The organism is Massilia psychrophila (assembly GCF_002760665.1).
Classification (GTDB): domain Bacteria; phylum Pseudomonadota; class Gammaproteobacteria; order Burkholderiales; family Burkholderiaceae_D; genus JAFCUW01.
Map to the genome: position 1 here is coordinate 39,141 of NZ_PDOB01000001.1, position 26,294 is coordinate 65,434.

Genomic DNA, 26,294 nt, shown 5'->3' on the forward strand with positions numbered 1-26,294 from the left:
CTCTATGCTAGTCGTACGCGCAATCACCACCTCGGACCTCGATGCATTGCTCGAGATGGCCAGCCAGGTCGGTACCGGCATGACCACCCTCAAGCCCGACCGCACGATGCTGGGCGCCCGCATCGCGGTGGCGGTGGCGTCGTTCGCGCAAACCATCGCGCCCGAACAGCGCGACTACATGTTCGTCATGGAAGACACCTCGACCGGCCGCCTGGCCGGCGTGTGCGCGATCAAGGCTGCGGTCGGCCTGACCGAGCCGTTCTACAATTACCGCATCGGCACGCTGGTGCATTCGAGCCGCGAGCTCGATATTTTCACCCGCATGGACACGCTGTATTTGTCGAACGACCTGACCGGGTCGACCGAACTGTGTTCGCTGTTCCTGCATCCGGATTACCGGGTCGGCCACAACGGCAAGTGGCTGTCGAAGAGCCGCTTCCTGTTCATCGCCCAGTTTCCCCACCTGTTCACCGAAAAGCTGATCGCCGAGATGCGCGGCTTCCAGGCCGAAGACGGCAGCTCGCCGTTTTACGAAGGCCTCGGCCGCCATTTTTTCAAGATGGATTTCGATTACGTCGACGACCTGACCGCGCTCGGAAAAAAATCCTTCATCGCCGAGTTGATGCCGCGCCAGCCGCTGTACGTGGCCTATCTGCCGGAAGACGCCCAGGAAGTGATCGGCAAGGTCCACCTCAGCACGGCGCCGGCGCGCAAGCTGCTCGAGCAGGAAGGCATGCACTTCGAAGGCTACATCGACATCTTCGACGCCGGCCCGGTGCTGCAGGGACGCGTCGCCGAGTTGCGCTCGGTGCGCGACAGCGCCATCGTCGCCGCCACCGAGGCTGCTGCGTCGGAAGAATCGGAATACACCCTGATCTCCAACACGGTGCTGCAGGATTTTCGCATGATCGTCGCCCGCGCGACGTCGGCCGCAGGCGCGATTGCCTTGTCGGCGGCCCAGCTCGACCTGCTGCACTGCCTTCATGGCGACCCGTTGCGCACCTTGCCCCTTAACGTCAGGAAGAACGCCAATGCTTAAGCTCAGTAATTTCATTAACGGTCAATGGCAGGCCGGCAGCGGTGCCGAGCTGGTGACGATCGACCCTTCCACGGGCCGCCAGAGCTGGTCGAGCAACGCCTCGACGCCGGCCGATGTCGAGCGCGCCGCCAGCGCGGCGCGCGCCAGCTTTACGCAATGGGCGTTGACGCCGGTTGATGAGCGCGTCGCCATGTGCGCGCGCTTTCGCGACCTGCTCAGGCAGCACGCCGAGGAGCTGGCCCACATCATCGCCGAAGAAGTCGGCAAGCCGCTGTGGGAAGCGCGCACCGAAGTGGCGACGATGGCCAATAAGGTCGACATCTCGGTGCAGGCCTACGGCGCGCGTACCGGCGAGACGCAAGCGAAGGTCGCCGACGGCACCGCGGTGCTGCGCCACCGCCCGCACGGTGTGTTCGGCGTGTTCGGACCGTATAATTTTCCCGGCCACCTGCCCAACGGGCACATCGTCCCGGCCCTCATCGCCGGCAACACGGTGGTGTTCAAGCCGAGCGAATATGCGCCGCGCACCGCCATCAAGACGGTGCAACTGTGGCAGCAGGCCGGCTTGCCGGCCGGCGTCATCAACCTGGTCAACGGCGGCCGCGACACCGGCATCGCACTGGGCCGCGAGCCGCTGCTCGACGGCGTGCTGTTTACCGGCAGCTGCCAGACCGGCATCGCGCTGCACAAGCAGTTCGGCGGCCAGCCCGGCAAAATGCTGGCGTTGGAAATGGGCGGCAACAACCCGCTGGTGGTGTGGGATGTCGACGATGTCGACGCCGCCGTGCACCATACGGTGATGTCGGCGTTCATCTCGGCCGGCCAGCGCTGCACCTGCGCGCGCCGTTTGCTCGTGCAAGATACGCCTGCCGGCGCCGCCTTCGTCGACCGCCTGGTCGCGGTGGCGGCGAGCTTGGCGGTGGGCGCGTCGGACGCGCAGCCGCAGCCGTTCATGGGCCCGGTGGTATCCGCCGCGGTCGCCGCCCGGCTGGTGCAGGCGCAAGCCGACATGGTGGCAAAGGGCGGCGTGACGCTGCTGCAGATGCGCCAGCTTGACCCGAACGCCGGTTTTGTGACCGCCGGTATCGTCGACGTCACCGGTGCAAAAGGGATCGCGGACGAAGAGTGGTTCGGCCCGCTGCTGCAAGTGATCCGCGTGGCCAGTTTTGATGCCGCCATCGAGGTCGCCAACGCCACCGAATTCGGCCTTGCCGCGGCACTGCTGTCGAACGACGAGGCATTGTGGAAGCGGTTTTCGGTGCAGGCGCGCGCCGGCATCGTCAACTGGAATCGCCCGACCACGGGCGCTGCCAGTTCGGCGCCGTTCGGCGGCGTCGGCAAGTCGGGCAACCACCGCCCGAGCGCATATTATGCGGCCGACTACTGCGCCTATCCAGTGGCGTCGATCGAAACGGGCGAACTGGCGATGCCGGCCACATTGTCGCCCGGGCTGAGCTTTTAAAAGGGGTCAACCATGCACACCGGGCGCGAATACAATTTTGATGGACTGGTAGGCCCGTCCCACAATTATGCCGGGCTTTCGTTCGGTAACGTGGCCTCGCTGGGTAACGTCAAAAGCGCTTCGAACCCGAAACAGGCGGCCTTGCAGGGACTGGCAAAGATGCGCGAGCTGGCCGCGCGCGGCTTCGCCCAGGCGCTGCTGCCGCCGCAGGCGCGGCCCGACTTTCGCCTGCTGCGCCGGATCGGCTTTGCCGGCACCGACGCCGACGTCCTCGCGCGCGCCTGGCGCGAGGCGCCGGTGATCCTCGCCTGCGCCTGGTCGGCTTCGCCGATGTGGACCGCCAACGCCGCCACCGTCAGCCCATCGGCCGACAGCTTCGATGGCCGCGTCCACTTCACGGCGGCGAACCTGAACAACAAGCTGCACCGTTCTGGCGAACACGAACAGTCGACCCGCACGCTGCGCGCGCTGTTCGGCAACCAGCGGCACTTCGCCGTGCACGACGCGCTGCCGTCGACGCCGGCGTTCGGCGACGAGGGCGCCGCCAACCATACGCGCTTGGCCGCCAGCCATGGCGACAAGGGCGTGCAGCTGTTTGTCTACGGAAGGGTCGAATTCGACCCTTCCGCACCAAGTCCGAAGCGCTATCCGGCGCGCCAGACGCTCGAAGCGTCGCAGGCGATCGCGCGGCTGCATGGCCTGGACGCCGGCCGCACCGTGTTCGCTTCGCAGAATCCCGCAATCATCGACCAGGGCGTGTTTCATAACGATGTCATCGCTGTCGGCAACGCCAACGTGCTGTTCTATCATGAGCAGGCGTTCGCCGACGAGGCTGCGGTACTTAACCGGTTGCGCGCGGCAATGGACGGCGTCGGCGCGCAACTGGCGCCGGTGCGGGTCGATACGCGCGCGGTGTCGGTGGCCGACGCGGTGACCAGCTACCTGTTCAACAGCCAGCTCCTCAGCAAACCGGACGGCGCGATGGCGCTGGTGATCCCGCACGAATGCCGCGAGAACCAGGCGGTGTCGCGCTTCCTCGAGCAACTGGTGGCAAACCAAGGCGCGATCGACGAGCTGATCGAATTCGACCTGCACCAGAGCATGCGCAACGGTGGCGGCCCGGCCTGCCTGCGCCTGCGCGTGGCCTTGAGCGCCGCCGAGGCCAACGCGATGCACCAGGGCGTGATCATGACCGAGGCCTTGTACGCGCGGCTGGTCGACTGGGTCGACCGCCATTACCGCGACCGCCTCGAGCCGAAAGACCTGGCCGACCCGCAGCTGGCGATCGAATGCGCGCTGGCGCTGGAAGAACTGATGCGCATACTCGATTTGCCGACGCTGTACGATTTGTCGTGACCGTGGCCCGGGCGGTTTGATTCTGCCGCCGTTAGCTGTTTTAATACCGGCAGTGTCGATTGACCCTAGCTCTTAACTTTAGTTATTGACCATATTTTTGGACCGGCCACCCCGGTCTGCCTGTAGATCGCTTTCGCATGGCCACAAGCCGCGGCGGGGGCGATAGCAACAACAACGTATTGGAGAAGCTACGATGAAGCACATGCCACAGGATCTGCGTACGCAGACACTCGACCTGGTCAATGCGAACCAGCCGTCCACCGCCGCCAGCCAGGTCGCCGCGCTGATCAGCGCCTGGCTCGGCTCGCTGGATGAAGAAGACCTCGCCGGTACCTCGCCTGCCAGCCTTGCGCCGGTCTTGTGGGACGGGTTCACCCAGGCCGCCACGCGCCCGGCGCCCGGCTGCGAGATCGCCCGGCTGCGCTACTGCGACGGCCGCGGCGGCATGGCCACCGCGCTGTTCATCTCGAATGACGACATGCCTTACCTGGTCGATTCGATCGTGATGGCGATGCGCAAGCAGCGCGTGGCCGTGGCCGGCGTGATGAACGCGGTGCTGGCGGTGCGGCGCGACGCCGGCGGCCACGCGCTGGCGGTCGGCGAAGCCGCTGCCGCAGCCGATACTCCGCTCGAATCGTACGTCCTGTGCCTGCTGTCGGAAGACCTGGCCGCTGACGAATTGGATGCGCTCACCGCCAGGCTGCAGATGGTGGCGCGCGACGCCGCCGTGGTGCGCCGCGATTCGCCAGCGATGGCCGAGCGCCTGAGCCTTGTCGCCGCCCAAGCCGCCGCGCATGGCGGCACCGGCCAGGAAGTGGCCGCCTTCCTCGAATGGGCCAGGAACGAAGGGTTCGAGCCGTTCGGCTATGCCTATTACGTCGCCAAGCCAGGCGTGCGCGAACTCGAACGCGACCTCCCGAGCCGCATCGGCGTGCTGCAGGACACCTCGCATCCAGTCTACGGCACCTGCCTGGCGAACATCCCGGGCGACTTCGACACCCTGTCGCGCCGCTTTGACACGCTGTCGATCGTCAAGGCCGACGTCGAAGGCACGCTGCACCGCGACCAGCCGCTCGACTTCATCGGCATTCGCAATACCGATCTGCAGCAGAACATCCTCGGCGAGCACTGCTTTGTCGGCCTGTTTACCCGCGCCGCCACCGCCACCCCGCTGGCGCGCCTGCCGTACGCGCGCGGGCGCGTTGCCAAGGTCTTGTCGCTGGCCGGCGTGCGCCAGGAAGGTTTCCGCGCCGAGAAATTCCTCGAGATCCTCGAGTCGCTGCCGCGCACCGAAACGCTGGAAGCCGAGCCGGAATGGCTGTCGGCCGTGTGCAGCTCGGTGGTGTCGCTCTACAAGCAGCCGCGCGCCCGCGTGTTCGCCCGCCGCGACGTCTACGCGCGCCACCTCAACGTGCTGGTCTACATGCCGCGCGAGCGCTACAGCGCCAGCGTGGCCGCCAGCCTGGCCGGCGCACTTAGGCAAAGCTCGGGCGCGCTCGAAGTGCGTTCGCAGACGCTGGTGGCCGACGGCCCGCTGGCGCGCGTCTACCTGATTGCGCATGCCGCGCGCAACCCGCTCGATCTCGAGTCCGATATTCAGCGCCCGCTGCTGGCAGTGCTCGACGGCTGGCACGACACTTTCGCCGCGCTGACCGACAGCATCGCCAACGTGCCCCAGCGCAGCAGCCTGCGCAAGCTGTGCGCCACGCTGCCGGTCAATTACGTCGCCGCCACGGCGCCGGCGGTCGCTTTGCGCGACCTCGGCGAGCTGCTGTCGAACGGCCAGGCCGGCCACGTGTCGGTGCGCGTTGAAGTGGACCAGGCCGACGGTTCCGGCGACGACAAAGGCGCCTCGATCCGCCTGTATTCGGCCGGGCGCGTGCCGTCGCTCTCGCGCATCCTGCCGGCGCTGCACAACGCCGGCGTCGCCATCGACCGCGAGCAGACGTTCGCCATCACGATGGCCGACAGCAGCCGTCATTTCGTCACCAGCCTCGCGGTCGACGCCGACAGCGCGGCGAAACTGGCGAAACCGAACATCGTCGCCGTTGCCGAAGAACTGTTCGAGTCGCTGTTCAACGACGAAGCCGAAGACGGCCGCCTGAACGGGCTGTCCATCGAAGGCGGCCTCTCGATGCGCGAAGTGCAGCTGGTGCGCGCCTATATCAGCTACTGGCGCCAGACCGGCAGCAAGTTTTCGGTGCGCTACATTGCCGACACCTTGCGCCGTCAGCCGGTGCTGGTCAGGCAACTGGTCGACGCTTTCTTGCAGCGCTTCGACCCTGCGCTGGGGTCGACCGAACACGAGGCCGCGCTGGAAAAAATTGCCGCGCTCAAGGCGGGCCTGGCCGGCGTCAACCACGCCGACACCGAGGAAATCCTCGCCGCCCTGGCCGAGCTGGTGCTGGCCACCGTGCGCACCAATTACTTCCAGAACGGTCAACAGGGCGACAAGATCATTTTTAAATTCGACACCAGCCAACTGGCGCTGGTGCCGGAGCCGCGCCCGTACCGCGAGATCTTCGTGTTCTCGCGCCGTTTCGAAGGCGTGCACCTGCGCGGCGGCCCGGTCGCCCGCGGCGGCCTGCGCTGGTCGGACCGGATGGAAGACTACCGCACCGAAGTGCTCGGCCTGGTCAAGGCGCAGATGGTGAAAAACGCCGTCATCGTGCCGGCCGGCTCGAAAGGCGGTTTCGTGTGCAAGCAGATGCCGAAGGACGCCGTGCGCGAGACGGTTGCCGCTGAAGGCGAGGCAGTCTACCGCCTGTTCATCGCCAGCCTGCTGGAAGTGACGGACAACCGCGTGCGCGGCACCATCGTGCCGCCGAACGACACCGTGCGCTACGACCAGGACGACCCGTACCTGGTGGTCGCCGCCGACAAGGGCACCGCGACGTTTTCCGACATCGCCAACGGCATCGCCGTGCAGCGCGGCTTCTGGCTGGGAGACGCCTTTGCGTCGGGCGGCTCGAACGGCTACGATCACAAGAAGATGGGCATCACCGCCAAGGGCGCGTTCGAAGCGGTCAAGCGCCACTTCTACGAAATGGACCACGACATGAACACTACCCCGATCACCATGGTCGGCGTGGGCGACATGTCGGGCGACGTGTTCGGCAACGGCGTGCTGCTGTCGCGTCAGCTTAAAGTGCTGGCAGCGTTCGACCATCGCCACATTTTCCTCGATCCGCAACCGGATGTGGCCGCGTCGTTCGCCGAACGCGAGCGCATGTTCGCGCTGCCGCGCTCGTCGTGGGAAGACTACGACAAGCGCCTCATTTCGGTTGGCGGCGGCGTGTTTTCGCGCCACGCCCGCTCGATCGCGCTGTCGCTGCAAGTGCGCGAGGCGCTCGACATCACCGAGACGCAGCTCGCGCCTGAAGAACTGATGCACCGTATCCTGCTGGCGCCGGTCGACCTGTTCTATAACGGCGGCATCGGCACCTACATCAAGGCGTCGACCGAGACCCACGCCCAGGTCAAGGACCGCGCCAACGACAACATTCGCGTCGACGGCAATCAGCTGCGCTGCAAGGTGGTGTCCGAGGGCGGCAACCTGGGCGCGACCCAGAACGGGCGCATCGAATTTGCGCTCGCTGGCGGACGCATCTTCACCGATGCGATCGACAACTCGGCCGGCGTGGATTGCTCCGACCATGAAGTCAACGTCAAGATCTGGCTCGACACCGAAGTCAATGCCGGCGCCCTTTCGGAGCTTGACCGCAACCGCATCCTCGGCGAGATGACCGGCGATATCGAGCGCCTGGTCCTGCGCGACAACATGCTGCAAACCCACCTGCTGGTGCGCGAAGCGCAGGCCCAGCTCGACGCCACCGTGGTCGACGGCTACGCGGCCCTGATCACCAGCCTCGAACTCGAAGGCGCGCTGTCGCGCGAACTCGAACAACTGCCGACCGACGCCGAACTTGCGCGCCGCAAGGCCAATGGCATCGGCCTCACCGCGCCGGAACTGGCGGTGGTCATCGCCAACGTCAAGAACCGTTACAAGCGCCTGCTGGCGGCGCTGCCGTTGCTTGAGCTGCCTTGGGCCGAATCGGTGCTCAAGCCCTATTTCCCGGCCCAGCTGGTGGCCACCCGCAGCGCCCTGGCGCACCCGCTGGCCAATGCAATCCTGGCCACCGTGCTGGCCAACGAAGCGGTCAACCGCTGCGGTCCGTTGATGATATGCGACGTCGCGCTGGAGCACGCAATCGACGACCTTGAAGTCGTCAAGGCGTGGGGCCAGGCATGGTCGGCCTTGCACCTGGCGCCGATCTTCGACGCGCTCGACGTCGACGCGCTGCACGTGCCGTGCGCCGTGTCGATCAAGGTCGACCATCGCACCCGCGTGCTGTTCAAGGCGCTGCTCGAAGGCGTGCTGTCGGTGGCCGCCGGCCAATCCGGCGGCATGGAAGAACTCACGCGCCTGTTCGCCGCCCCCGACATGCTGGGCCGCTTGACACCGGTCAACCCCGAGGCGGATGCGCATCCGGAGCTGACGGCGGCGTTCAGCTGCGCCTGGAACGCGGTCGATGCGCTCGAATCGGTGGCCACATTCCTGTTCGCGGCGGTGTCGGTGCAGCGTCCTGCCAGCATGTCGCTGGCGCAATTTTTGCAAGTGGGGATGGCGCTGCGCGGCCAGGCCGGTATCGACACGCTCGAGCGCGGCCTGAAACTGACGGCGACCAGCAAGTCGCAGGAACAGCTGCGCAGCTACGCGATGCAGGTCCTGCGCCGCACCCAGCAGCGCCTGCTGATGCAGGTGCTGGCGCGTTCGAACGGCGGCGCCAGGCTGCTCGAAGCGGTCGATGACGTGACCGGCCCGATGAAGCGGGCCGACCATGCGGCGCCGGCCGACCTTGACCAGGCGATGCTCGACGTCTGGGCGTTGTCGGAAGCGAGCAGCGCCGACGCTACAGCGACGGCCACGGCCGCCTGATGGCAACGCCTTTGACGCTGGCGCTGCGCCAGCTGGCGGCGGGCGATTTCGGCGCGCTGGCCGCTCGCTTCGAACCGGCCGGCTTCGACGTGTCGCTGCCGGCCGCCGGCATCGTCACGATCAAGTTGACGCACCACGCCAGCCATGCCACCCGCGCCAGCGTGCTGGTGTCGGTCGGCGTGCATGGCGACGAGACCGGACCGATCGACATGCTGGCCCAGCTGCTGGACGCGCTGTCGCACCAGCCGTCGAAGCTGGCGGTGGACCTGATGGTCTGCGTCGGCAACATCGACGCCATCGCCGCCGGCCAGCGTTTCATCGACGCTGACCTGAACCGCATGTTCAGGCCCCGGCGCGGGGCGCTGGCGACGACGGCGGAAGCGGCGCGCGCCGATGCCATCATCGACGCCACGGCGGGTTTTTTTGACGGCGCCGGCCGCGTGCGCTGGCACCTCGACCTGCACACCGCGATCCGGCCATCGAGCTATCCGACCTTCGCCGTGGTGCCCGACCTGATTGCCGACGAACCGAAGACGGCGCTGGCCGGCTGGCTCGGCCAGGCTGCCATCGGCGCCATCATCATGAACCCGCAATCGGCCGGCACCTACAGTTATCACTCGGCCGAGCACCACGGCGCCGCCGCCGCGACGGTGGAACTGGGGCAGGTCGGCGCGCTCGGGCAAAACGACCTGAGCCTGTTTGCCGGCGCCGCCAGCGCGCTCGACGACCTTCTGCGCGGGGTGGCAGCATCGAGCGTCAAGGAACCGCCGCACGTGTTCCGGGTGGCCCAGGAAATCATCAAGCTGAGCGACGGTTTTTCGATGGCGTTCGGCCGCGACACCCACAATTTTACTGCCCTGGCCGCCGGCGCGGTGATTGCCACCGACGGCGCGACGGTCTACCGCGTCGGCGCGGCCCAAGAGCTGGTGGTGTTTCCAAACCCCGAGGTGCGGGTTGGCCTGCGCGCCGCCCTGATGGTGATGCGGGTTTCCTGAGCCGGAGGACGATCCACCCCGGCCACCTGGCGCTGTCGGGCGCCGGCATCCTGTACCGCGATTCGTGCAGTTCGTCGCATACGGCGGGCGGCGCGGATAGCCTTTTGATAATGTTCGGACGCTGGTGCCGCGGCGCCACCTTCCCCACATTGAAAAGGTCCATCATGCGTTCAATCCTCAGCATCGGCTGTTTCCTGGCCCTGTCCGGCTGCGCCATCATTGTCAACGGCAACGACGACGTGCAAGTCAAGTCTGTCTTCATCGGCAACGCGGTGGTCGGCGACGGCCGCCTGGCGCACGACGTGCGCGTCGTCGGCAGCGTCAGCGCGATCGATGTCAGCGGCCCGCTGGAAGTGACCGTCCGGGTCGGCCCCGCAGCTTCACTGGAGGTCGACGCCGACAGCAACCTGCTGCCGATGATCCGCACCGAAATCAGCGGTGGCGTGCTGCGCATGTGGGTCGAGGGCAGCGTGCGTAGCGCCAACAGCCTGCGCGTCAATTACAGCGTGCCTTCGCTTACCCAGGCCAGCGCCGCCGGTTCGGGCCGCCTTACCATCAGTGAATTGAACGGCGCGCCGTTCAGCTTTACCAAAAGCGGTTCGGGCGCGGCCAACCTGTCGGGCCGCGTCAGCCGGCTCGACGTGCGTCATTCCGGCTCCGGCGCCATCCACGCCGGCGCGCTGCGCACGGGCGAGGCCAACCTGGCGCTGAGCGGCTCGGGCCGCACGAGCCTGGGGCCGGTGCAGGGCAGCGCGTTGACCGTCAACCTGAGCGGCTCCGGTTCGCTGCACGCCAGTGGCGTTGTGACGTCCCTTAACGCCCGCGTGCATGGCTCGGGCAGCGCCGATCTCAGTGCACTGGTCAGCGAGCAAGCCGACCTAGCCACCAGCGGCTCGGGCGACATTAGCGCACAGGTCAAGCGCGCGCTGGTCGCACAGAGCACTGGCTCGGGCCAGATCACCGTGTACGGCAATCCGGGCCAGCGCAGCGTCAGCGGCAAGCACGTGGTGGTGCTGAACTGACCAGCGGCGCCGGCAATCGGGACATTTGTCGAAAAAGCTTACAGTTGCAGGCGCCTTGGCGATGTGACTGTCGGTAAGCTATTGATTTTCATATTGTTTTACTTTCAGGCGCAATAATTGCTCGTTAAAATAAAACGATCATGACAAGGTGGCCGGAATGAACAGCATGAAAAAACTGGTGTGCTCGGCAATGGCGGCCCTCGCGCTCTCGATGACATCGAACGCGTATGCAGGCTACATTTCAGCTGATGGGTACGTCGGCGCTACGACCACTTATAACTTCCGCAGCACCACAGGATTGGTTGGTGTTGAACTGGACGATAAAAATCTTACGTTCACCCTTCCGTTTGCATTTACCTTTTTTGGCAAGCAATTTATCAGCGGCAGCAATGGATGGATCTCGGGCAATGGACTGCTCGGTCTTGATATCCACAGTATGGATGAGCCAGATAAAGATGATCCAGAAGACGAACGCGATGCTTACTGCTGCAATGCTACATATCACCAGTTTTCGCCTACCCAAACCGTCGTGGCAGGCTGGTTCGATATGTTCGGCACCGTTTATACGCAGACCAAAGGCACGGCTGGCAACCAAGAGTTCATAGTCACCTGGGAGTCGAACGAGTATGATCGGAATGCGCCGCCGACCTTCCTTGGTGCGGCGAACCGGCTCCAGGCGATCCTGCATGAAGGCAGCAACAGCATCGAGTTCCAGTACGCCGAATTGAACTCGCTCCTGCATTTCGCCAGCGTTGGCGGCATCAAGGGCGGCGAATTGACCAAGGGCATGAATTACCGTGATTTCGAGTCCGGTGTCACCTTGGCCGAGTTAGGCCTGCTGATCACCTACCAGCCCCTGACCGCGGAGATCCCGGAACCGGGCACGGTCCTGCTGTCGGGATCCGCCTTTGCCGCTATTGCACTGGCGCGCCGCAGATCCAGGCGCGCCGGCAAGCGATAGTTGCAGGCGACCAGCGCTTACAGCAAATGGTCCAGCATGTCCGGTCCGAACACTTCGCGGTGCAGCCGGGTGACCGGTACGCCGGCGCCAAGCAGTGCCAGCCACTGGGCCTGCATGAACGGCAGCGGGCCGCACATATACACATTCGCTTCAACGCGCGGCCACGACGGCAGCGCCGCCACATTCATATAGCCCTGCTGCGCCGCACTGCCGGCGCTCACCGTTTCGTGAAACGTCACCACCTGCAGGTTCGGCATGAGCGCTTGGGCGGCGGCGATATCGGCGCCGTGCGCCTGGTACGCCGCATCGCGTGCGGCGTGGCCGAAGATCACGCTGCGTTGCGGCCGGTGACGCGCGATTATATTCAGCGCGGCGACCATCGGCGTGATGCCGACGCCGGCCGACAGCAGCACCAGCGGCGCGTCCGATTCGGTGTCGATGGCGAACTCGCCGAACGGCGGCGACACCTGCAGCAGGCTGCCGACTACAACGTGATCGTGGATCCAGTTCGATACTTCACCGGCCGGGGTTTTCACGCCGGCCGCTTCGCGCTTGACTGAAATACGCATGCTGTCGCCGGGCGCGTCCGACAGGCTGTATTGGCGCAGCTGGGTGTGACCGTCGGCGAAGTCGATCGTGACGCTGACGTACTGGCCAGCCTCGAACGCAGGTAGCGGCGCGCCATCGACGGGGACCAAGCGGATCGATTCGATGTCGACGCCTTGCTGGACGATCTCGGTTACCCGCATGGCGCGGGTCTGGCCCGGTTCGATGCCGGCGTTGGCATACATGGTCTTTTCGGCGTCGATGAACAGCGTGGCGAGCGCAGTGTACGCCTCGTCCCAGGCAGCCAGCAGCGGTGGGGTGGCGGCCTCGCCCAGCGTATCGGCAATCGCGCCAAGCAGGTACTGGCCGACGATCGGATAGTGCTCGGCGCGAATGCCGATCGAGACGTGCTTGTGGACGATGCGGTTAATTACCGGGCCCAGCGCGGCCGGGTCGCCGATGTTGGCGGCGTACGCGAACACGGCGGAAGCGAGCGACTGCTGCTGCGCGCCGCTGGCCTGGTTGCCCATGTTGAACAGGTTGCTCAGTTCCGGATGGGCGGCGAACAGGTTGCGGTAAAACGTGGTGGTAATGGCCAGGCCATGCTTGCGCAGCACGGGCACGCTGGCGTCGATGTAGGGGCGGGAAGCGGCTGAGATCATGGGGGTTCCTCTCGATTTATTGATATATTTAATATGCATGTTTAAAAACTTAAAAAAGCCCGTCGACCCGGGCTGGTGCTGCAGGGGTGGACCGGACGGTTTGCGGCCACCTCAGCGAGCTTTCTATAATGTCAGGATTTTACATTCATCTCTAAAACGGTGTCGGCGGCACGACGCTTACGGACACACGGTGCAATAAAAGATGTAGTTAAGTAAAACCATATGGTCATATAATCGCTAGGTTTTTGACGGCAGGTTGCCGAATCTATCGTGTGTGACACAAGGGAAAATCCGTGAACCTGACATTGGGCCAGAAGTTGATCCGCACCAAGCCGACCGACCGCGGCGCCGAGCACACGCATGCCCCTGGCGCCGGCCGACTCGGACGCAGCATCGGCCTGTTCCCGCTGACCATGATCGGCGTCGGCGCCACCATCGGTACCGGCATCTTTTTCACCATGGTCGAAGCGGTGCCGAAGGCGGGGCCGTCGGTGATTTTGTCGTTCATGATGGCCGCCATCACCGCCGGCCTGACCGCGCTGTGCTACGCCGAGTTGTCGTTCCGCATTCCTGCGGCCGGCTCGTCCTACTCGTTCGCCTATGCCACGGTGGGCGAATTTGCCGCCTTCATCATGGCCTTCTGCCTGCTGCTCGAATACGGGCTGGCGGCCAGCGCGACGGCGATCGGCTGGTCCGACTACCTGAACAATTTCCTGTCGAATGCGATCGGCTGGAAGATCCCCGAAGCGCTGCGCTCGCCGATGATCGTGTCCGGCGCGCACGGGGTCGAACTGCGCGCCGGCCACATTAACCTGCCGCCGATCCTGCTGGTGGTATTGTGCGGCGCCTTGCTGATCCGCGGCACCCGCGAGTCGGCCACCGCCAACGCCATCATGGTCCTCATCAAGCTGGCGATCCTGGTCTTTTTTGTGGCGATCGCGTTCTGGGGCTTCGACATCGACAATTTTCATCCCTTCTTCAACGGCCCCAGCAGCCACGGACCGGGCGGCCTGGTCGGCGTGACGGCGGCGGCCGGCACGGTGTTCTTCTCTTTCATCGGCCTCGATACGGTCGCCACGGCGGGGGAAGAGGTGCGCGACCCGACCCGCAATGTGCCAAAAGCGATCCTGGCGGCGCTGGTGATCGTCACCGTGTTCTATATGCTGGTGGCGGTAGCGGCGATCGGCGCCCAGCCGGCCAGCATGTTCGAAGGCCAGGAAGCCGGCCTGTCGGTGATCCTGCAAAACGTCACCGGCAAGGCGTGGCCGGCGCTGGTGCTGTCGGCCGGCGCCGTGATCTCGGTGTTCAGCGTGACCCTGGTGACGATCTACGGCCAGACCCGCATCCTGTACGCGATCAGCCGCGACGGCCTGATTCCGAAGACGTTCCAGAAGGTTCACCCGCGCACGCTGGCGCCGGTCAGCAACACCATCATCGTCTGCATCATCGTCGGCGTCGTGGCTGGCCTGGTCGACTCGAGCTTCCTGTGGGACATGGTCAGCATGGGCACGCTGACCGCCTTCATGGTGGTGTCGATCGCCGTGCCGGTGATGCGCAAGAAAGAGGGCGTGTCGGCCGCCAAAGGTTTTCGGGTGCCGTTCGGGCCCTACCTGGTGCCGGGCCTGAGCATCGCCGCCTGCCTGTACCTGATGTACGGGCTGTCGATCACGACCTACCGCGTGTTCGCCATCTGGATGACGGTGGCGGTGCTGACGTATTTTATTTACGGCATCCGCAATTCGCGGCTGAACAAGGTTTCTGCAGCGGTCTGACCGCAGGGGTCTGACCGATTGTCCTCGGCGGCGCCGTCAGACCCCGCAGTCACGGTCGGTGGCCCAGCGACGGCATTGGATCCCCGCTTGCGCGAGGATGACGTGCTGAGGTTAGCGGTGATTTCGCGGCGCATATCCCGTTCAAACAAAAAGCCACGCAACGTTCCGGTTGCGTGGCTTTTTTATTCAAGCAGTGGCGTCCCGAAGGCCACCACAGCGTCGATTACTCGACGCTCATTTCCTTGAGCAGATTGTCAGCCTTGTCCACGTGCTTCATGTTCCACAGGATGTAGCGCACGTCGACCTGGATGTCGCGCGTGTTGGCCTTGTTGAAATCCCAGTCGGAGATGATCGAGTCGAGCGTGCCGTCGAAGGCCAGGCCGATGAACTCGCCTCGGCTGTTGAGCGCAGCCGAACCCGAATTGCCGCCGGTGATGTCGAGCGTGGCGAGATAGTTGACCGGCACCGTCTTGAGCTTCGGATCGACATACTTGCCGAAGTCCTTGGCCTTGATCGCCGCCAGTTGCGTCGCCGGTGCGTTGAACTCGCCTTCGCCGGTGGCTTTCGCCACCACGCCCTTGACGGTCGTGAACGCGCTCCAGGCGCCGGTGCCGTCGGCGCCATGGTCGCGCCCGGCGATGCGGCCGAACGTGACGCGCAAGGTGCCGTTGGCGTCAGGGTAGACCGCCTGGCCTTTGCTGTTCATGTAAGCAATCTTCGCTTTCATGTAGTTGGCGTAGGCTTGCTGCACCTTGCCGCCCAGCTCTTCGTCTTCCGCTTCGCGCTTCAGGCTGCCGTCGTACATGGCGACCGCGGCCTTGATGAACGGGTCGTTGCTGGCCTTGAAGTCGGCCGGGCTCTTCTTCAGCCAGGCGCTGCGCTGGGCGGCGTCGCCGAGGGTGGTGCCGGCGTACATGCGCTCGAGCATGGCGGCCAGGTCGGCTTGCGACATGCCGTCCTTGATGCCCATGGCGGCGTCGAAGTTGGCATTGCGCATCGCTGCCGGCTGGGCGGCGTACTTGACCAGGCCATTCATGACCAGCGCCTTGTCGACTTTGGCGTCGTAGGTGCGGTCGATGGCCGCCACGCTCGACTGGAAACGCTTCAGGTCACGTTCCTGGTAGCCCGACTTGCGCTCGGGGTCAGGCTTGGTGGTTTCATTGGCCAGGCGGTACAGCGAACGGGCAGTGCTCAGCAGGCGCGGCGACGACGAGCTGTAGTAGAAATCGCGCTTCATTTGCGCGTCGCGCTCGGCGATCAGTTTTTCGACCTGCTCGATGTCGCTGGCGTATTCCTTCTGGCGGGCCGGATTGGCGTTGACCCAGGCTTTCAGCTCAGCTTGTTCGCGCGTCTTGCGGGCCAGGAAGTCGCTGCCTTCGTAGCTGTTAAGCATGCCCTTGCGGTTCTTGTAGTAATTGTTCACGTTGGCGACCTGGCCTGCGTACTTCAGCTTGAGCGCCGGATCGTTCTTGGTCTCGCGCTCGATGATGGCCAGGGTTTCAGCGGACGTCTTGACGAAGGCCGGATAGTTCCATTCGAAGGTCGACGCCACTTCCGACGGCAGGCGGTGACGGTTGGTGCGGCCCGGATAGCCCAGCGCCATGATGAAATCGCCTTCCTTGACGCCTTCCTTGGCCATTTTCAGGAAATGCTTCGGCGCGTACGGCACGTTGTCTTTCGAGAAGTCGGCAGCCTTGCCATCGGGGCTGACGTAGGCGCGGTAAAAGCCGTAGTCGCCGGTGTGGCGCGGCCACATCCAGTTGTCGGTGTCGCCGCCGAACTTGCCGACGCCCGACGGCGGCGCGTGCACCAGGCGCACGTCGCGAATTTCCAGCTGCTTGATCAGGTAAAACTCGAGGCCGCCGTAATAGCTGGCCACGGTGCAACGGTGGCCAAGATCTTTTTCGCACTCGGCAACCAGGGATTTTTCATTTTTTTCGATGCCGTCGATGCGGGCCTTGCCGTTCAGCTTTGCCACGTCGGCGCTGATGACATTGTTGCTGACGTTCGTCACTTCCTTGGTGACGAAGACGCGGCTGCCTGGCGACGCCGGCAGTTCCTCAGCGAACGTCTTGGCCAGGAAGCCATTTTCCAGCAGGTCGCGCTCTGGCGTCGAATTGACGGCCACGCTGCCATAAATACAGTGGTGGTTGGTCGCAACCAGACCCTGAGGCGAAACGAACGACGCCGAGCAGCCGCCCAGGCTGACGATCGCGCCCATCGGGAATTCGGTCAGTTTGGTCAGGCTTGCCGGGTCCAGCTTGAGGCCGGCAGCCTTTAATTGCTTCGCTACTTGTGGCAGCTGCTGCGGCATCCACATGCCTTCGTCGGCGTAAGCGGCGGAGGTGCTCAGGATGGCGAGCGTCAGGAGAGTTTTTTTCATTCGCATGGGTCTCAGGATGGGTGATCGGACAAGCTCCGTCGTACGGAGCGCCCTAGAGTATCCGTATCGCCCCGTTAATAGTCAACCGGAATTTGGCCGGCGCAGCGCCCTCCTGGCCGCGCCCGCTGGCACTTGCAGCTGGGCGCCGATCAGCAATGCCAGCTTGCCCATGATTTTGTCGCTCCACGGCCGTGCTTTCCAGGCCGCCAGGGTAACTGGCTTGGTGCGGCGCGCACCACATCCGAGTCGATGTCGGCGCCCGGGGTGATGATCTGCACGGCAACGCCACGTTTGGTGGCGGCGACCAATGCCCTGACGGTCAGCGCACCAGGGACGAAATGAGCATTCGACAGCTCGATTGTATGGCGCTCGGCGAGCTGCCGACGCCTCGCATCGGCGGGAAGATCTGGTCGCCGTTCAGCAGGATTTGTACCTTGTTGCCGTTGACGACAGGCGGTCCCGGCAGCAAATCCATGGAGCGGCGAAATTGCGGATCCTCGAGGTCGTATTTACGCGCCAGTTGTTGCTCGATTTTCTTCTCACTGGTTTGGTTCTCATCAGCGATTCTCGGGGCAAAAGTAACCAACGCCGAAGCGTTGGTTATTTGGTGAAATAAGTCAGCGCGTCCGGCCGCGGCGGAACAGATTGACGATTGCCAGCAAGATGACTGCGCCAAGGAAAGACACCAGCAGTGAAGTGACGCTGAAGTCGTCCGAGTTGATGGTGCCGGTACCGAACAGCGGAGCAAGCAACCAGCCACCGAGGAAGGAACCGACGATCCCGACGACGATGTTGAGGATCATGCCTTGCTCTGCGTCCGTTTTCATGACAAGGCTGGCGAGCCAACCCAAAATTCCGCCTATAACGATCCAAATGATGAAATTCATGGTGATTCTCCTTAAGTTGAAATTGCCCCTAGGCCAATGAATATCGCTGACCTTATGAAAAAGTCTAGTCACTGCAATGGGCTTGGTCGGTGCGACAACGAACGTACGCGCACGATTGCACGCCACTGGAAAATTGCGATTCGGAATGTTGTCAATACCGTGCGCGAACGTACAGAGCGTCTTCCGGGGGCACTTTATCGTTGCTCCACTGGCAATCATTCCCAGGACGTTACGGGTTCCGCAGATTAAAAAATTTGAAAGGAAATTGATATGAGCAACTACGACAATACAACACCAACCAAAGACTCCCGCATGGTCACCGGCCTGTTTCGCGACCGCGACAGCGCTGAACGTGCTTACAGTTCCTTGTCCGACCGCGGCTACACCAAGGATGACGTCACCTTGATGATGTCGGACGACACCCGCAAGAGCCATTTCGCCGATACCGATACCGAACTGGGCAGCAAAGCCGCCGAAGGCGCCGGCATCGGCGCCGGCATCGGCGGCACCATCGGTGCCGTGCTGGCCGGTGTCGCCGCCCTCGGCACCACCTTGGTGCTGCCAGGTATCGGCCTGGTAGTGGCTGGCCCGATCGCGGCGGCCCTGGCCGGCGCTGGCGCCGGCGGCTTGACGGGCGGCCTGGTCGGTGCGCTGATCGGCGCCGGCATCCCTGAAGAGCGTGCCGGGCATTACGAAGATGGCATCAAGAACGGTGGCATCCTGATGGGCGTGACCCCGCGTTCGGATGAAGACGCGGCGCACATCGGCCGCAGTTGGTCCGACAACGCCGGTGAGCACATCATCGGCACCGGCGTCGGCGCTGCCGGCGGCGCGGCAACGGGCGCGATGATCGGCTCGGTGGCCGGCCCGATCGGTACGTTGGCGGGCGCGGCCACCGGCGGCATCACCGGTGGCCTGGCAGGCAAGGGCGCAGCCGAAGTGGTCAACCCAAAAACTGGTGATGACCTCGGCGAACACCATCTGGCCAAGGGGGTAGGTGCCGGCAGCGGCGCCGCGATGGGCGCCACCGCCGGCATCATCGGCGGTCCGGTCGGCATGGCAGCCGGTGCGGCAATCGGTGGCATTGCCGGCGGCCTGGCCGGCCGTGGCGCGGCCGAAGTGGTGAATCCGAAACAGCAAGACGATCTGTCGGGCCATTACTTGAACAAGGGTGTCGGTGCGGGCGGCGGGGCGGCGGTTGGCGCGGCTGGCGGCCCGACCGGCATGGCGGCAGGCGCGGCAATTGGCGGCATGGCTGGCGGCGCGGCAGGCCATGCCGCGGGCAGCCTGGTGAATCCAGTGGAAGAGTCGGCTTACTGGCAGAACTCCTACCAGAGCGCTTCCTACTATTCGCCGCAATACACCTACGACGACTACGGCCCTGCTTACCAGCTCGGCTACAACAGCCGCGGCCATTACGTCGGCCAGAGCTTCGACAGCGCCGAGCGCGACCTGTCGGACCAGTGGAACGCGTCCAAGGGCACGTCGCGCTTGAGCTGGGACCAGGCCCGCTCGGCTACCCGCGCCGCATGGGACAAGGTTGATGGCGCAACTGTGAAGCGGTAGGTAACCGGAAGTAAACAGTAAAAAGCCCCGTTTCCTTTTGGAAGCGGGACTTTTTACGTTTCCTCAGCGAAAAACTCAGTTTTGCTTGATCGCTTCGACCTGGATTGCCAACTTCACTTCCGGCGCGAACTTCGGCAAGCCGAACGTGATACCAAAGTCGGCGCGGTTGAATTCGGCTGATGCGTCGGCGCCGCACACTTCACGCTTGAGCATTGGGTGCATGATGCACTTGAACTTGTTGATCGTCAGCTTGACCGGCTTGGTCACGCCGTGCAAGGTCAGTTCGCCGTCGACCGATACCGGGATATTGTCTTTAAACGTCATCGACTTCGACTTGTACTGAGCGGTGGGGAATTTGACGACGTCGAAAATATCAGCGCCCTTGGCGTGGTTGTTCATTTTTTCGTGGCCGAAGTCGAGCGAGGTGGCGTCGATCGTGATGTCGAGCGCGCCGGTGCGCGCAGCGCGGTCGAGTTCGATGGTGCCGCTGGTCTTGGTGAACTTGCCGCGCCAGACAGAAATGCCCATGTGGTCCGCTTCAAAGCTCGGGTAGGTATGGTTCGGCTCGATGGTGTAGGTGTCGGCAGCGAACGCGGACGCCGAGACGGCAGCGATGAGGGCAACGACCAGGTGCTTCGAATTCATGGGAGTTCCTTATAGTTGGAATAGAGTTATTGCGAAACGTTACTGCGCCGCGGTGACGCGGAATTTAATGACAACCTCGTCGGCGACCATGCTGGTGTCTTTCCATTCGCCGTCGCCGATATTGAACGCCAACCGCTTGATTGGCAAGGCGCCTTCGAACACCTGCTTGCCGGCCTCAAGCTTGATAGTCAGGGGGAAAGTGACGTCGGCGCTCTTGCCCTTGATCGACAGCTTGCCCGTCACGTTCAGCTTGCCCGCGCCGGCCGGCTTGATCGACGACGAGACGAAACTGGCCTTCGGGTACTGGGCCGAGTTGAACCAGTCCTTCTTGGCTACTTCCTTGTTCATTTCCGCTTCGCCCAAATCGAGGCTGGCGGTATCGATGTCGACGCTCGCCTTCGCCAATTCCGGTTTGGCGGCGTCATAATCGATGCTGGCGCTGACTTTCTTGAATTTGGCGTCGACCGGCACATTCATCTGCTTGAAGGTGACAGACACGCTGCTGTAGGCGGGGTCGGTTTTGAGCGGGACGGCGCCTACGGTCAACGCGACAGCGATCAGGGATGCGGGCAAAAGGGGCAACAGGCGGCGTGACAGTGTCATGGATTTTCCATAAAAATTTATTAAGGCAGCATGCGCTGCATGACGCCGTCGCGGTCGATGAAGGCGTGCTTGAGGGCCGCGGCGGTGTGCAGGCCGACCGCGCCGGCCAGGCCCATGTTCAGCCAATAGTGCAACGCCTTGAGGACTGGCTTCAATTCAGGGTTGGCGTCTATCAGTAGCGGCAACTTGAACAAACCAAAATATACCACCGGCACGCCGGCTGACAAGGTATAAAAATAACCCGACAGCGGCACCGCGAACATCAGCACGTACAGCAGGCCGTGCAGATAGTGCGCCGATGATTGCTGCCAGCGCGGCATGGCGGCCGGGTAGGCCGGAGCCCGGTTCGCCAGGCGCCACAACAGGCGTAGGGCAGCCAGCGCCAGGATCGTCACGCCAGCCCATTTGTGCCATGAATAATATTTCAGCTTGGTCGGCGTGATGCCGGGGATGTCGGTCATCACCAGGCCCATGGTAAAGGCGCCGATGATCATGAGCGCGATCAGCCAGTGGAGAAGGATGGCAGGACGGGTATAGCGCTGCATCGGGGTGATTTCTCGGTATTAGTACGTGTTAGGACTAATAGTAGCGCAGAATTGCCGGATGTGCATGGATTGGCGCAGGGCTGCTTTAACTGAACGCCGCGTCAATGGCGGCCCCGCAATCGCGAGGACCCCATTGATGCGCCTACCGATTACGGCGATCGCAAGCGAAAAAGCTTAAATCTCCGCCGCCAGCTTGGCCGCAATACCGATGTAGTTCGCCGGCGTCATCGCCAGCAGCAAGTTTTTCGCTTCCTGCGGCACCGCCAGGGTAAGGATGAACTCGCGCAGCGCATCTTTCGAAATGCCCTTGCCACGCGTCAGTTCCTTGAGCTGCTCGTACGGGTTGGCGATGCCGTAACGGCGCATCACCGTCTGCACCGGCTCGGCCAGCACTTCCCAGTTGGCGTCGAGGTCCTGTGCGAGCCGGGCGGCGTTCACTTCCAGCTTGTTAAGACCGCGCAGGCAGCTGTCGTAGGCCAGCAGCGAATAGCCGAAGCCGACGCCGATGTTGCGCAGGACGGTGGAGTCGGTCAGGTCGCGCTGCATGCGCGACACCGGCAGCTTTTCGGCCATGTGCTTGAGCACCGCGTTGGCCATGCCCAGGTTGCCTTCGGAGTTTTCGAAGTCGATCGGGTTGACCTTGTGCGGCATGGTCGACGAGCCGATTTCGCCCTCCTTGAGGCGCTGCTTGAAGTAGCCCAGCGACACGTAGGTCCAGATGTCGCGGTTCAGGTCGAGCAGGATGGTGTTGGCGCGGGCGATGGCGTCGAACAGCTCGGCCATGTAGTCGTGCGGCTCGATCTGGATGGTGTACGGATTGAACGTCAGGCCAAGGCGCTGCTCGACGACGGCTTTGGAAAACGCCGCCCAGTCGAAATCCGGGTAGGCTGACAGGTGAGCGTTGTAGTTGCCGACCGCGCCGTTCATCTTGCCGAGGATTTCGACGGCGCCGATGCGCTGCACGGCGCGCTCGAGCCGGGCGACGACGTTGGCGATTTCCTTGCCCAGCGTGGTCGGGCTGGCGGTCTGGCCGTGGGTGCGCGAGAGCATCGGCAGCGCCGCGTTGGCATGCGCGATCTCGCGCAATTTACGCGCCAGATCTTGCAGCGCCGGCACAATGACGCCGTCGCGCGCGGCCTTGAGCATCATGCCGTGCGAGGTGTTGTTGATGTCTTCCGAGGTGCAGGCAAAATGGATGAATTCGGTCGCCGCGACCAGTTCCGGCACGTCCTTGACCTGTTCCTTGAGCCAGTACTCGACCGCCTTGACGTCGTGGTTGGTAACCGCTTCGATGGCCTTGATGCGCCCGGCGTCGGCATCGGTGAAATCGGCCGCCATCTTGTCGAGCAGCGCGCTGGCTTCTTTCGAGAACGGCTTGATTTCGGCAAAACCGGCCTGCGACAGCGCCTGCAGCCAAGAGATCTCGACCTTGACGCGGTGGTGCATGAAGCCCGCTTCGGACAGGATCGGGCGCAGCTTGTCGGTCTTGGCGGCGTAGCGGCCGTCGAGCGGGGACAGCGCGGAAAGGGTGGAGTACGGGGCGGTAGGGGTCATGGGGGGCAGGGGTGTGCAAAACAGCGATTTTACCACCGGCAGCATGGTGCGGCCTTGTTGCGGCGCCACGAAAATCGCGCCGCGGCCCGGCCGTGGGGCTGTGGGCCGATGCTATACTGGCCGCAAATCATCTTTTTAAGCGTCTATGAAACTCATCGGTTCGATTGGCAGTCCCTATGTCCGCAAAGTGCGTGTCGTGCTGGCGGAAAAGAAGCTCGACTACGATTTCGAGCTCGAAAATGTCTGGGGCTTCGATACCGCCATCCACCTGTCCAACCCGCTGGGCAAGGTGCCCTGCCTGATCATGGAAGACGGCAGCCCGATGTACGACTCGCGCGTGATCGCCGAATACCTCGACACCTTGACACCGGTGTGCAAGCTGTTGCCGCCACACGGGCGCGACCGCGCCGACGTCAAGGTGTGGCAAGCGCTGTCCGATGGCGTGGCCGAGGCCGCCATTTTGGCGCGCCTGGAAAAAACCCTGCGCCCGGCCGAGCAGCAAAGTGCCGCCTGGGTCGAGCGCCAGATGTGCAAGGTCCACGCCGGCCTGGCCGTCATGTCGGCCAACCTCGGCGAGTCGCCTTTCTGCAAGGGCAACCATTACACGCTGGCCGACGTCGCCGTCGGCTGCACCCTCGGCTGGCTGCTGTTCCGCTTCCCCGAGATCGACTGGCGCGGCGACTACGCCAACCTCGCGCGGCTGTTCGACAAGCTGTCCGAACGGCCATCGTTTAAAGACACCGTGCCGCAGTGATGCCATTTGGCGTGCAGGTCGATCAGCTGGATAAGCTGGATCAGCGCCCGGTGGTTACGGTTGTCTTTGGCGAAGCGCTGGTCGATGATTTCGTCACCGAGCAGATGGTCGGCGGCGCGCCGTTCAACGTCGCCCGCAACCTGGCCGCCTTCATGGCGCCGCAGCTGATGGTCACGCGCATCGGCAGCGACCAGAACGGCGCCGTCGTACGCGCCGAGTTCGAGCGCTTCGCGATGCTCGAAAGCGGCTTGCAGATCGATCGCATGGAAGAGACCGGCCGCGTGCTGGTCGAGCGCCGCTTGGGTGGCCACCGCTTCGTGATCCTGCCCAAGCAAGCCTATGATTTCATCGATCCGCACCAGGCATTGGCGGCTTTGGCCGGCGTCACGCCGGCGGCGATTTACTTCGGCACGCTGGCGCAGCGCGGCCAGCGCTCGCACGACACGCTCTACCGGCTGCTCGGCGCCATTGGTGCAGATGGCGAAACCGGCGCCACCCGCTTCCTCGACCTTAACCTGCGCGACGGCCAGACCGACCGTGGCTGCGTCACCGAGTCGCTGCAGGCCGCCGATATCGTCAAGGTCAACGAGGAAGAGCTGCAGGCGCTGTTTTCCTGGTTTTTCCAGATCGATCCGGCGACGTCGCTCGAGAGCGAAGCAGGGCGCGCCGCCTGCCGCGCCCTGCTCGACATGTTTTCGCTCGAAGCGCTGATCGTCACGCTGGGCCATCGCGGCTCGGTGTATTTCGGCGCCGACGGCGCTTTGATCGTCAACCGCGACAATCCGGCGCCGCCGTTCGTCATCGACACGGTGGGCGCCGGCGACGCCTTCTGCGCCATTTTCCTGTTGGGGCGCGCACGCGGCTGGCCGCTCGAATTGACGCTGGCGCGCGCCAACGAGTTCGCCGGCGCGATCTGCGCCATCAGCGGCGCCGTGCCGGACAATATCGGCTTTTACGACAAGTGGGTGACGCGCTGGCGCGCCGCCTGATGCGCGCCGCTTGGCAGATGCGACCGGCATAAAAAAGCCCCTGAAGCCAGGGGCTGGTGGTGACGGTTTCGCGCCGTGCTTACTCGCCCATCTGGCTTTGCAGATAATTCTGGATGCCGATTTTGGCGATCAGGTCGAGCTGGGTTTCAAGCCAATCGATATGCTCCTCGGTGTCCTCGAGGATCAGCACAAACAGCTCGCGCGACACATAGTCGCCGGCTTGTTCGGCTGCCAGCACCCCTTCCTTGACCGTCACTTGGGCCGCTTTTTCAAGCTGCAGGTCGGCTTCGAGCATTTCCTGGGTGTTCTCGCCGATCAAGAGCTTGTGCAGCGCCTGTAGATTGGGCAGGCCGTCGAGCATCAGGATGCGGTCGATCAGCTTGTCGGCGTGCTTCATTTCGCCGATCGATTCTTCGTATTCCTTCTTGCCCAGCTTTTCCAGGCCCCAGTGCCGGTACATGCGCGCGTGCAGGAAGTACTGGTTGACCGCGGTCAGTTCGTTCGTCAGCTGAGCGTTAAGCAGCCGGATGATGTTTGGATCGCCCTTCATGGGGTGCTTTCGAGGATTTAATAAAGGAACATGATAGCAAACCGCAGGCGCGGCGCGGGCAAATTTACAGCGTCTGCCCGATCGACTGCAGCGCGACGCCGAACAACACCGCCAGCGACGCCGCGCCGATGGCCGTGCCGACCAGGCGTTTGCGCGTCATCATCGCCCACAGCAGCACGCCGCTGATCGACAGCAGCATGATCGAGCCGGCCAGGGTATCGACCAGCAGGATCCAGATGACGCTCATGCCGACGCCCTTGTGCAGGTTCGACAACACGCCAAAAGCGTTGGTGTCGCTGCGCTTGACGGTGATGAAGTTGTTGCCGACCCAGTATTCCGCTTGCACGCTGGCGGCGGGCGCAATGAACGACGCGCTCCAGCGCGCCGGCTGGGTGAGCGACTTGTCGCCCCATGCGACGGCACGCGCCTCGTCGGCCTTGACCCTGGTCGCGTCAAGCGGCAGCGCCAGCGACTGCCGCAGCCAGGCCGCCATTAGCGCGGCGTTGGCCGGCGCCGGCGCCGGCAGTGCCAGCTGGATGGTCGATTCCTGTTTTTGCACGGCGGGGATTTTCAGGACGTCACGGTGGTTCAGCAAGATGCCGGAGGCGCCGAACAGCAGGCCGAGCGCTGCGCCCCACAAGCCGATCCAGCCATGCATCTTGCGCAGCCACTTGAGGAAGGTGGCGCGGCTTGAGCGCGAATCGGCCGGCACCGATGCGCGCGGCGCCTTGGCGTGTTCAGGCTGTAGCGCCGCGGCGACCGACTGCATGCAGGCGCTCAGGCAGCCTGGCGCGAACGGAACGACAATTCGGTGACGCTGGTGTTGCTGTTAGTGTTGGCGTGGGCGCTGGCGCCGATGCCGTGAAGGTGGGTGGCGAGAACGTCCGCCGCATAGCTGGCGCAGTTGCCGCAGCAAGTAGCCACACCGAGGTCGCGGCGCAGCTCGTCCATCGACACCAGACCAAGGTCGACCGCCTGGCGGATTTCACGATCGGAGATGTTGTTACAGACACAAACAATCATTTTTACACCTTCTGTCAGGTGGGCAGCTCGACAGTTGCCGA

The 26,294-nt window shown here is 63.8% G+C and carries 22 protein-coding genes; 11 read left to right on the forward strand and 11 right to left on the reverse strand.

What is annotated here, in order from left to right:
• Positions 1-4: 4 nt before the first annotated feature.
• From astA to CR103_RS00205, 7 genes are all read left to right on the forward strand, one after another.
• Positions 5-1,039 carry an arginine N-succinyltransferase gene (gene astA, locus CR103_RS00175; RefSeq protein WP_099914000.1) on the forward strand — a complete coding sequence of 345 codons (1,035 nt, stop codon included), beginning with the start codon at positions 5-7 and terminating at the stop codon, positions 1,037-1,039.
• Positions 1,032-2,501: a succinylglutamate-semialdehyde dehydrogenase gene (gene astD / locus CR103_RS00180; RefSeq protein ID WP_099914001.1), complete on the forward strand. Its 1,470-nt coding sequence runs from the start codon at positions 1,032-1,034 to the stop codon at positions 2,499-2,501. Before astA ends, astD begins: the two co-directional genes overlap by 8 nt.
• Positions 2,502-2,513: 12 nt before the next feature.
• The gene (astB, locus tag CR103_RS00185) at positions 2,514-3,857 is read left to right on the forward strand and encodes an N-succinylarginine dihydrolase (protein WP_099914002.1); all 1,344 of its coding nucleotides are present in this window, start codon (positions 2,514-2,516) and stop codon (positions 3,855-3,857) included.
• Between the two features lie 193 nt (positions 3,858-4,050).
• Positions 4,051-8,796, forward strand: a complete 4,746-nt coding sequence (locus CR103_RS00190) for an NAD-glutamate dehydrogenase domain-containing protein (RefSeq protein ID WP_099914003.1) — start codon at positions 4,051-4,053, stop codon at positions 8,794-8,796.
• Positions 8,796-9,791: a succinylglutamate desuccinylase gene (locus tag CR103_RS00195; RefSeq protein WP_099914004.1), complete on the forward strand. Its 996-nt coding sequence runs from the start codon at positions 8,796-8,798 to the stop codon at positions 9,789-9,791. Before CR103_RS00190 ends, CR103_RS00195 begins: the two co-directional genes overlap by 1 nt.
• 164 nt (positions 9,792-9,955) lie before the next feature.
• Positions 9,956-10,813 carry a GIN domain-containing protein gene (locus tag CR103_RS00200; RefSeq protein ID WP_099914005.1) on the forward strand — a complete coding sequence of 286 codons (858 nt, stop codon included), beginning with the start codon at positions 9,956-9,958 and terminating at the stop codon, positions 10,811-10,813.
• Positions 10,814-10,979: 166 nt separating this feature from the next.
• Positions 10,980-11,774 carry an NIDO-like domain-containing protein gene (locus CR103_RS00205; RefSeq protein WP_143752481.1) on the forward strand — a complete coding sequence of 265 codons (795 nt, stop codon included), beginning with the start codon at positions 10,980-10,982 and terminating at the stop codon, positions 11,772-11,774.
• Between the two features lie 17 nt (positions 11,775-11,791).
• Here CR103_RS00205 and CR103_RS00210 read toward each other — a convergent pair whose 3' ends face one another.
• A complete protein-coding gene (locus tag CR103_RS00210) occupies positions 11,792-12,982 on the reverse strand; it encodes a globin domain-containing protein (RefSeq protein ID WP_099914007.1) in 1,191 nt (396 codons plus the stop codon).
• 293 nt (positions 12,983-13,275) lie between these two features.
• On the opposite strand from CR103_RS00210, the gene CR103_RS00215 reads away from it, so the two are divergent.
• On the forward strand, positions 13,276-14,754 hold the full coding sequence (locus tag CR103_RS00215) for an amino acid permease (protein WP_099914008.1): 1,479 nt from the start codon (positions 13,276-13,278) through the stop codon (positions 14,752-14,754).
• 223 nt (positions 14,755-14,977) lie between these two features.
• Here CR103_RS00215 and CR103_RS00220 read toward each other — a convergent pair whose 3' ends face one another.
• From CR103_RS00220 to CR103_RS00225, 3 genes are all read right to left on the reverse strand, one after another.
• The gene (locus tag CR103_RS00220) at positions 14,978-17,137 is read right to left on the reverse strand and encodes a S46 family peptidase (RefSeq protein WP_099914009.1); all 2,160 of its coding nucleotides are present in this window, start codon (positions 17,135-17,137) and stop codon (positions 14,978-14,980) included.
• A gap of 319 nt (positions 17,138-17,456) precedes the next feature.
• The gene (locus CR103_RS21875) at positions 17,457-17,723 is read right to left on the reverse strand and encodes a hypothetical protein (RefSeq protein WP_188827284.1); all 267 of its coding nucleotides are present in this window, start codon (positions 17,721-17,723) and stop codon (positions 17,457-17,459) included.
• Between the two features lie 31 nt (positions 17,724-17,754).
• Complete coding sequence (locus CR103_RS00225) at positions 17,755-18,024, reverse strand: GlsB/YeaQ/YmgE family stress response membrane protein (RefSeq protein WP_099914010.1); 270 nt, start codon at positions 18,022-18,024, stop codon at positions 17,755-17,757.
• A gap of 270 nt (positions 18,025-18,294) precedes the next feature.
• Between CR103_RS00225 and CR103_RS00230 the strand changes: the two genes are divergently transcribed.
• Complete coding sequence (locus CR103_RS00230; protein WP_099914011.1) at positions 18,295-19,590, forward strand: hypothetical protein; 1,296 nt, start codon at positions 18,295-18,297, stop codon at positions 19,588-19,590.
• Positions 19,591-19,665: 75 nt separating this feature from the next.
• Here CR103_RS00230 and CR103_RS00235 read toward each other — a convergent pair whose 3' ends face one another.
• The 4 genes from CR103_RS00235 to purB form a co-directional block, all read right to left on the reverse strand.
• Complete coding sequence (locus CR103_RS00235; RefSeq protein ID WP_099914012.1) at positions 19,666-20,235, reverse strand: YceI family protein; 570 nt, start codon at positions 20,233-20,235, stop codon at positions 19,666-19,668.
• Between the two features lie 39 nt (positions 20,236-20,274).
• The gene (locus CR103_RS00240; protein ID WP_099914013.1) at positions 20,275-20,838 is read right to left on the reverse strand and encodes a YceI family protein; all 564 of its coding nucleotides are present in this window, start codon (positions 20,836-20,838) and stop codon (positions 20,275-20,277) included.
• A 20-nt stretch (positions 20,839-20,858) separates the two neighbouring features.
• Complete coding sequence (locus tag CR103_RS00245; RefSeq protein ID WP_370659408.1) at positions 20,859-21,392, reverse strand: cytochrome b; 534 nt, start codon at positions 21,390-21,392, stop codon at positions 20,859-20,861.
• A 165-nt stretch (positions 21,393-21,557) separates the two neighbouring features.
• Complete coding sequence (gene purB / locus CR103_RS00250; RefSeq protein WP_099914290.1) at positions 21,558-22,937, reverse strand: adenylosuccinate lyase; 1,380 nt, start codon at positions 22,935-22,937, stop codon at positions 21,558-21,560.
• Between the two features lie 145 nt (positions 22,938-23,082).
• Between purB and CR103_RS00255 the strand changes: the two genes are divergently transcribed.
• The gene (locus CR103_RS00255; RefSeq protein WP_099914015.1) at positions 23,083-23,691 is read left to right on the forward strand and encodes a glutathione S-transferase family protein; all 609 of its coding nucleotides are present in this window, start codon (positions 23,083-23,085) and stop codon (positions 23,689-23,691) included.
• A complete protein-coding gene (locus CR103_RS00260) occupies positions 23,691-24,680 on the forward strand; it encodes a PfkB family carbohydrate kinase (protein WP_099914016.1) in 990 nt (329 codons plus the stop codon). The genes CR103_RS00255 and CR103_RS00260 overlap by 1 nt, the downstream gene beginning before the upstream one ends.
• A 79-nt stretch (positions 24,681-24,759) precedes the next feature.
• On the opposite strand, the gene bfr is transcribed toward CR103_RS00260, so the two are convergent.
• The 3 genes from bfr to CR103_RS00275 form a co-directional block, all read right to left on the reverse strand.
• The gene (bfr, locus tag CR103_RS00265) at positions 24,760-25,230 is read right to left on the reverse strand and encodes a bacterioferritin (RefSeq protein ID WP_099914017.1); all 471 of its coding nucleotides are present in this window, start codon (positions 25,228-25,230) and stop codon (positions 24,760-24,762) included.
• Between the two features lie 64 nt (positions 25,231-25,294).
• Positions 25,295-25,999 carry a PepSY-associated TM helix domain-containing protein gene (locus CR103_RS00270; protein ID WP_099914018.1) on the reverse strand — a complete coding sequence of 235 codons (705 nt, stop codon included), beginning with the start codon at positions 25,997-25,999 and terminating at the stop codon, positions 25,295-25,297.
• Positions 26,000-26,007: 8 nt separating this feature from the next.
• Positions 26,008-26,253 (reverse strand): (2Fe-2S)-binding protein, encoded by a 246-nt coding sequence (locus CR103_RS00275; RefSeq protein ID WP_099914019.1) that lies wholly within the window; start codon positions 26,251-26,253, stop codon positions 26,008-26,010.
• Between the last annotated feature and the right edge of the window lie 41 nt (positions 26,254-26,294).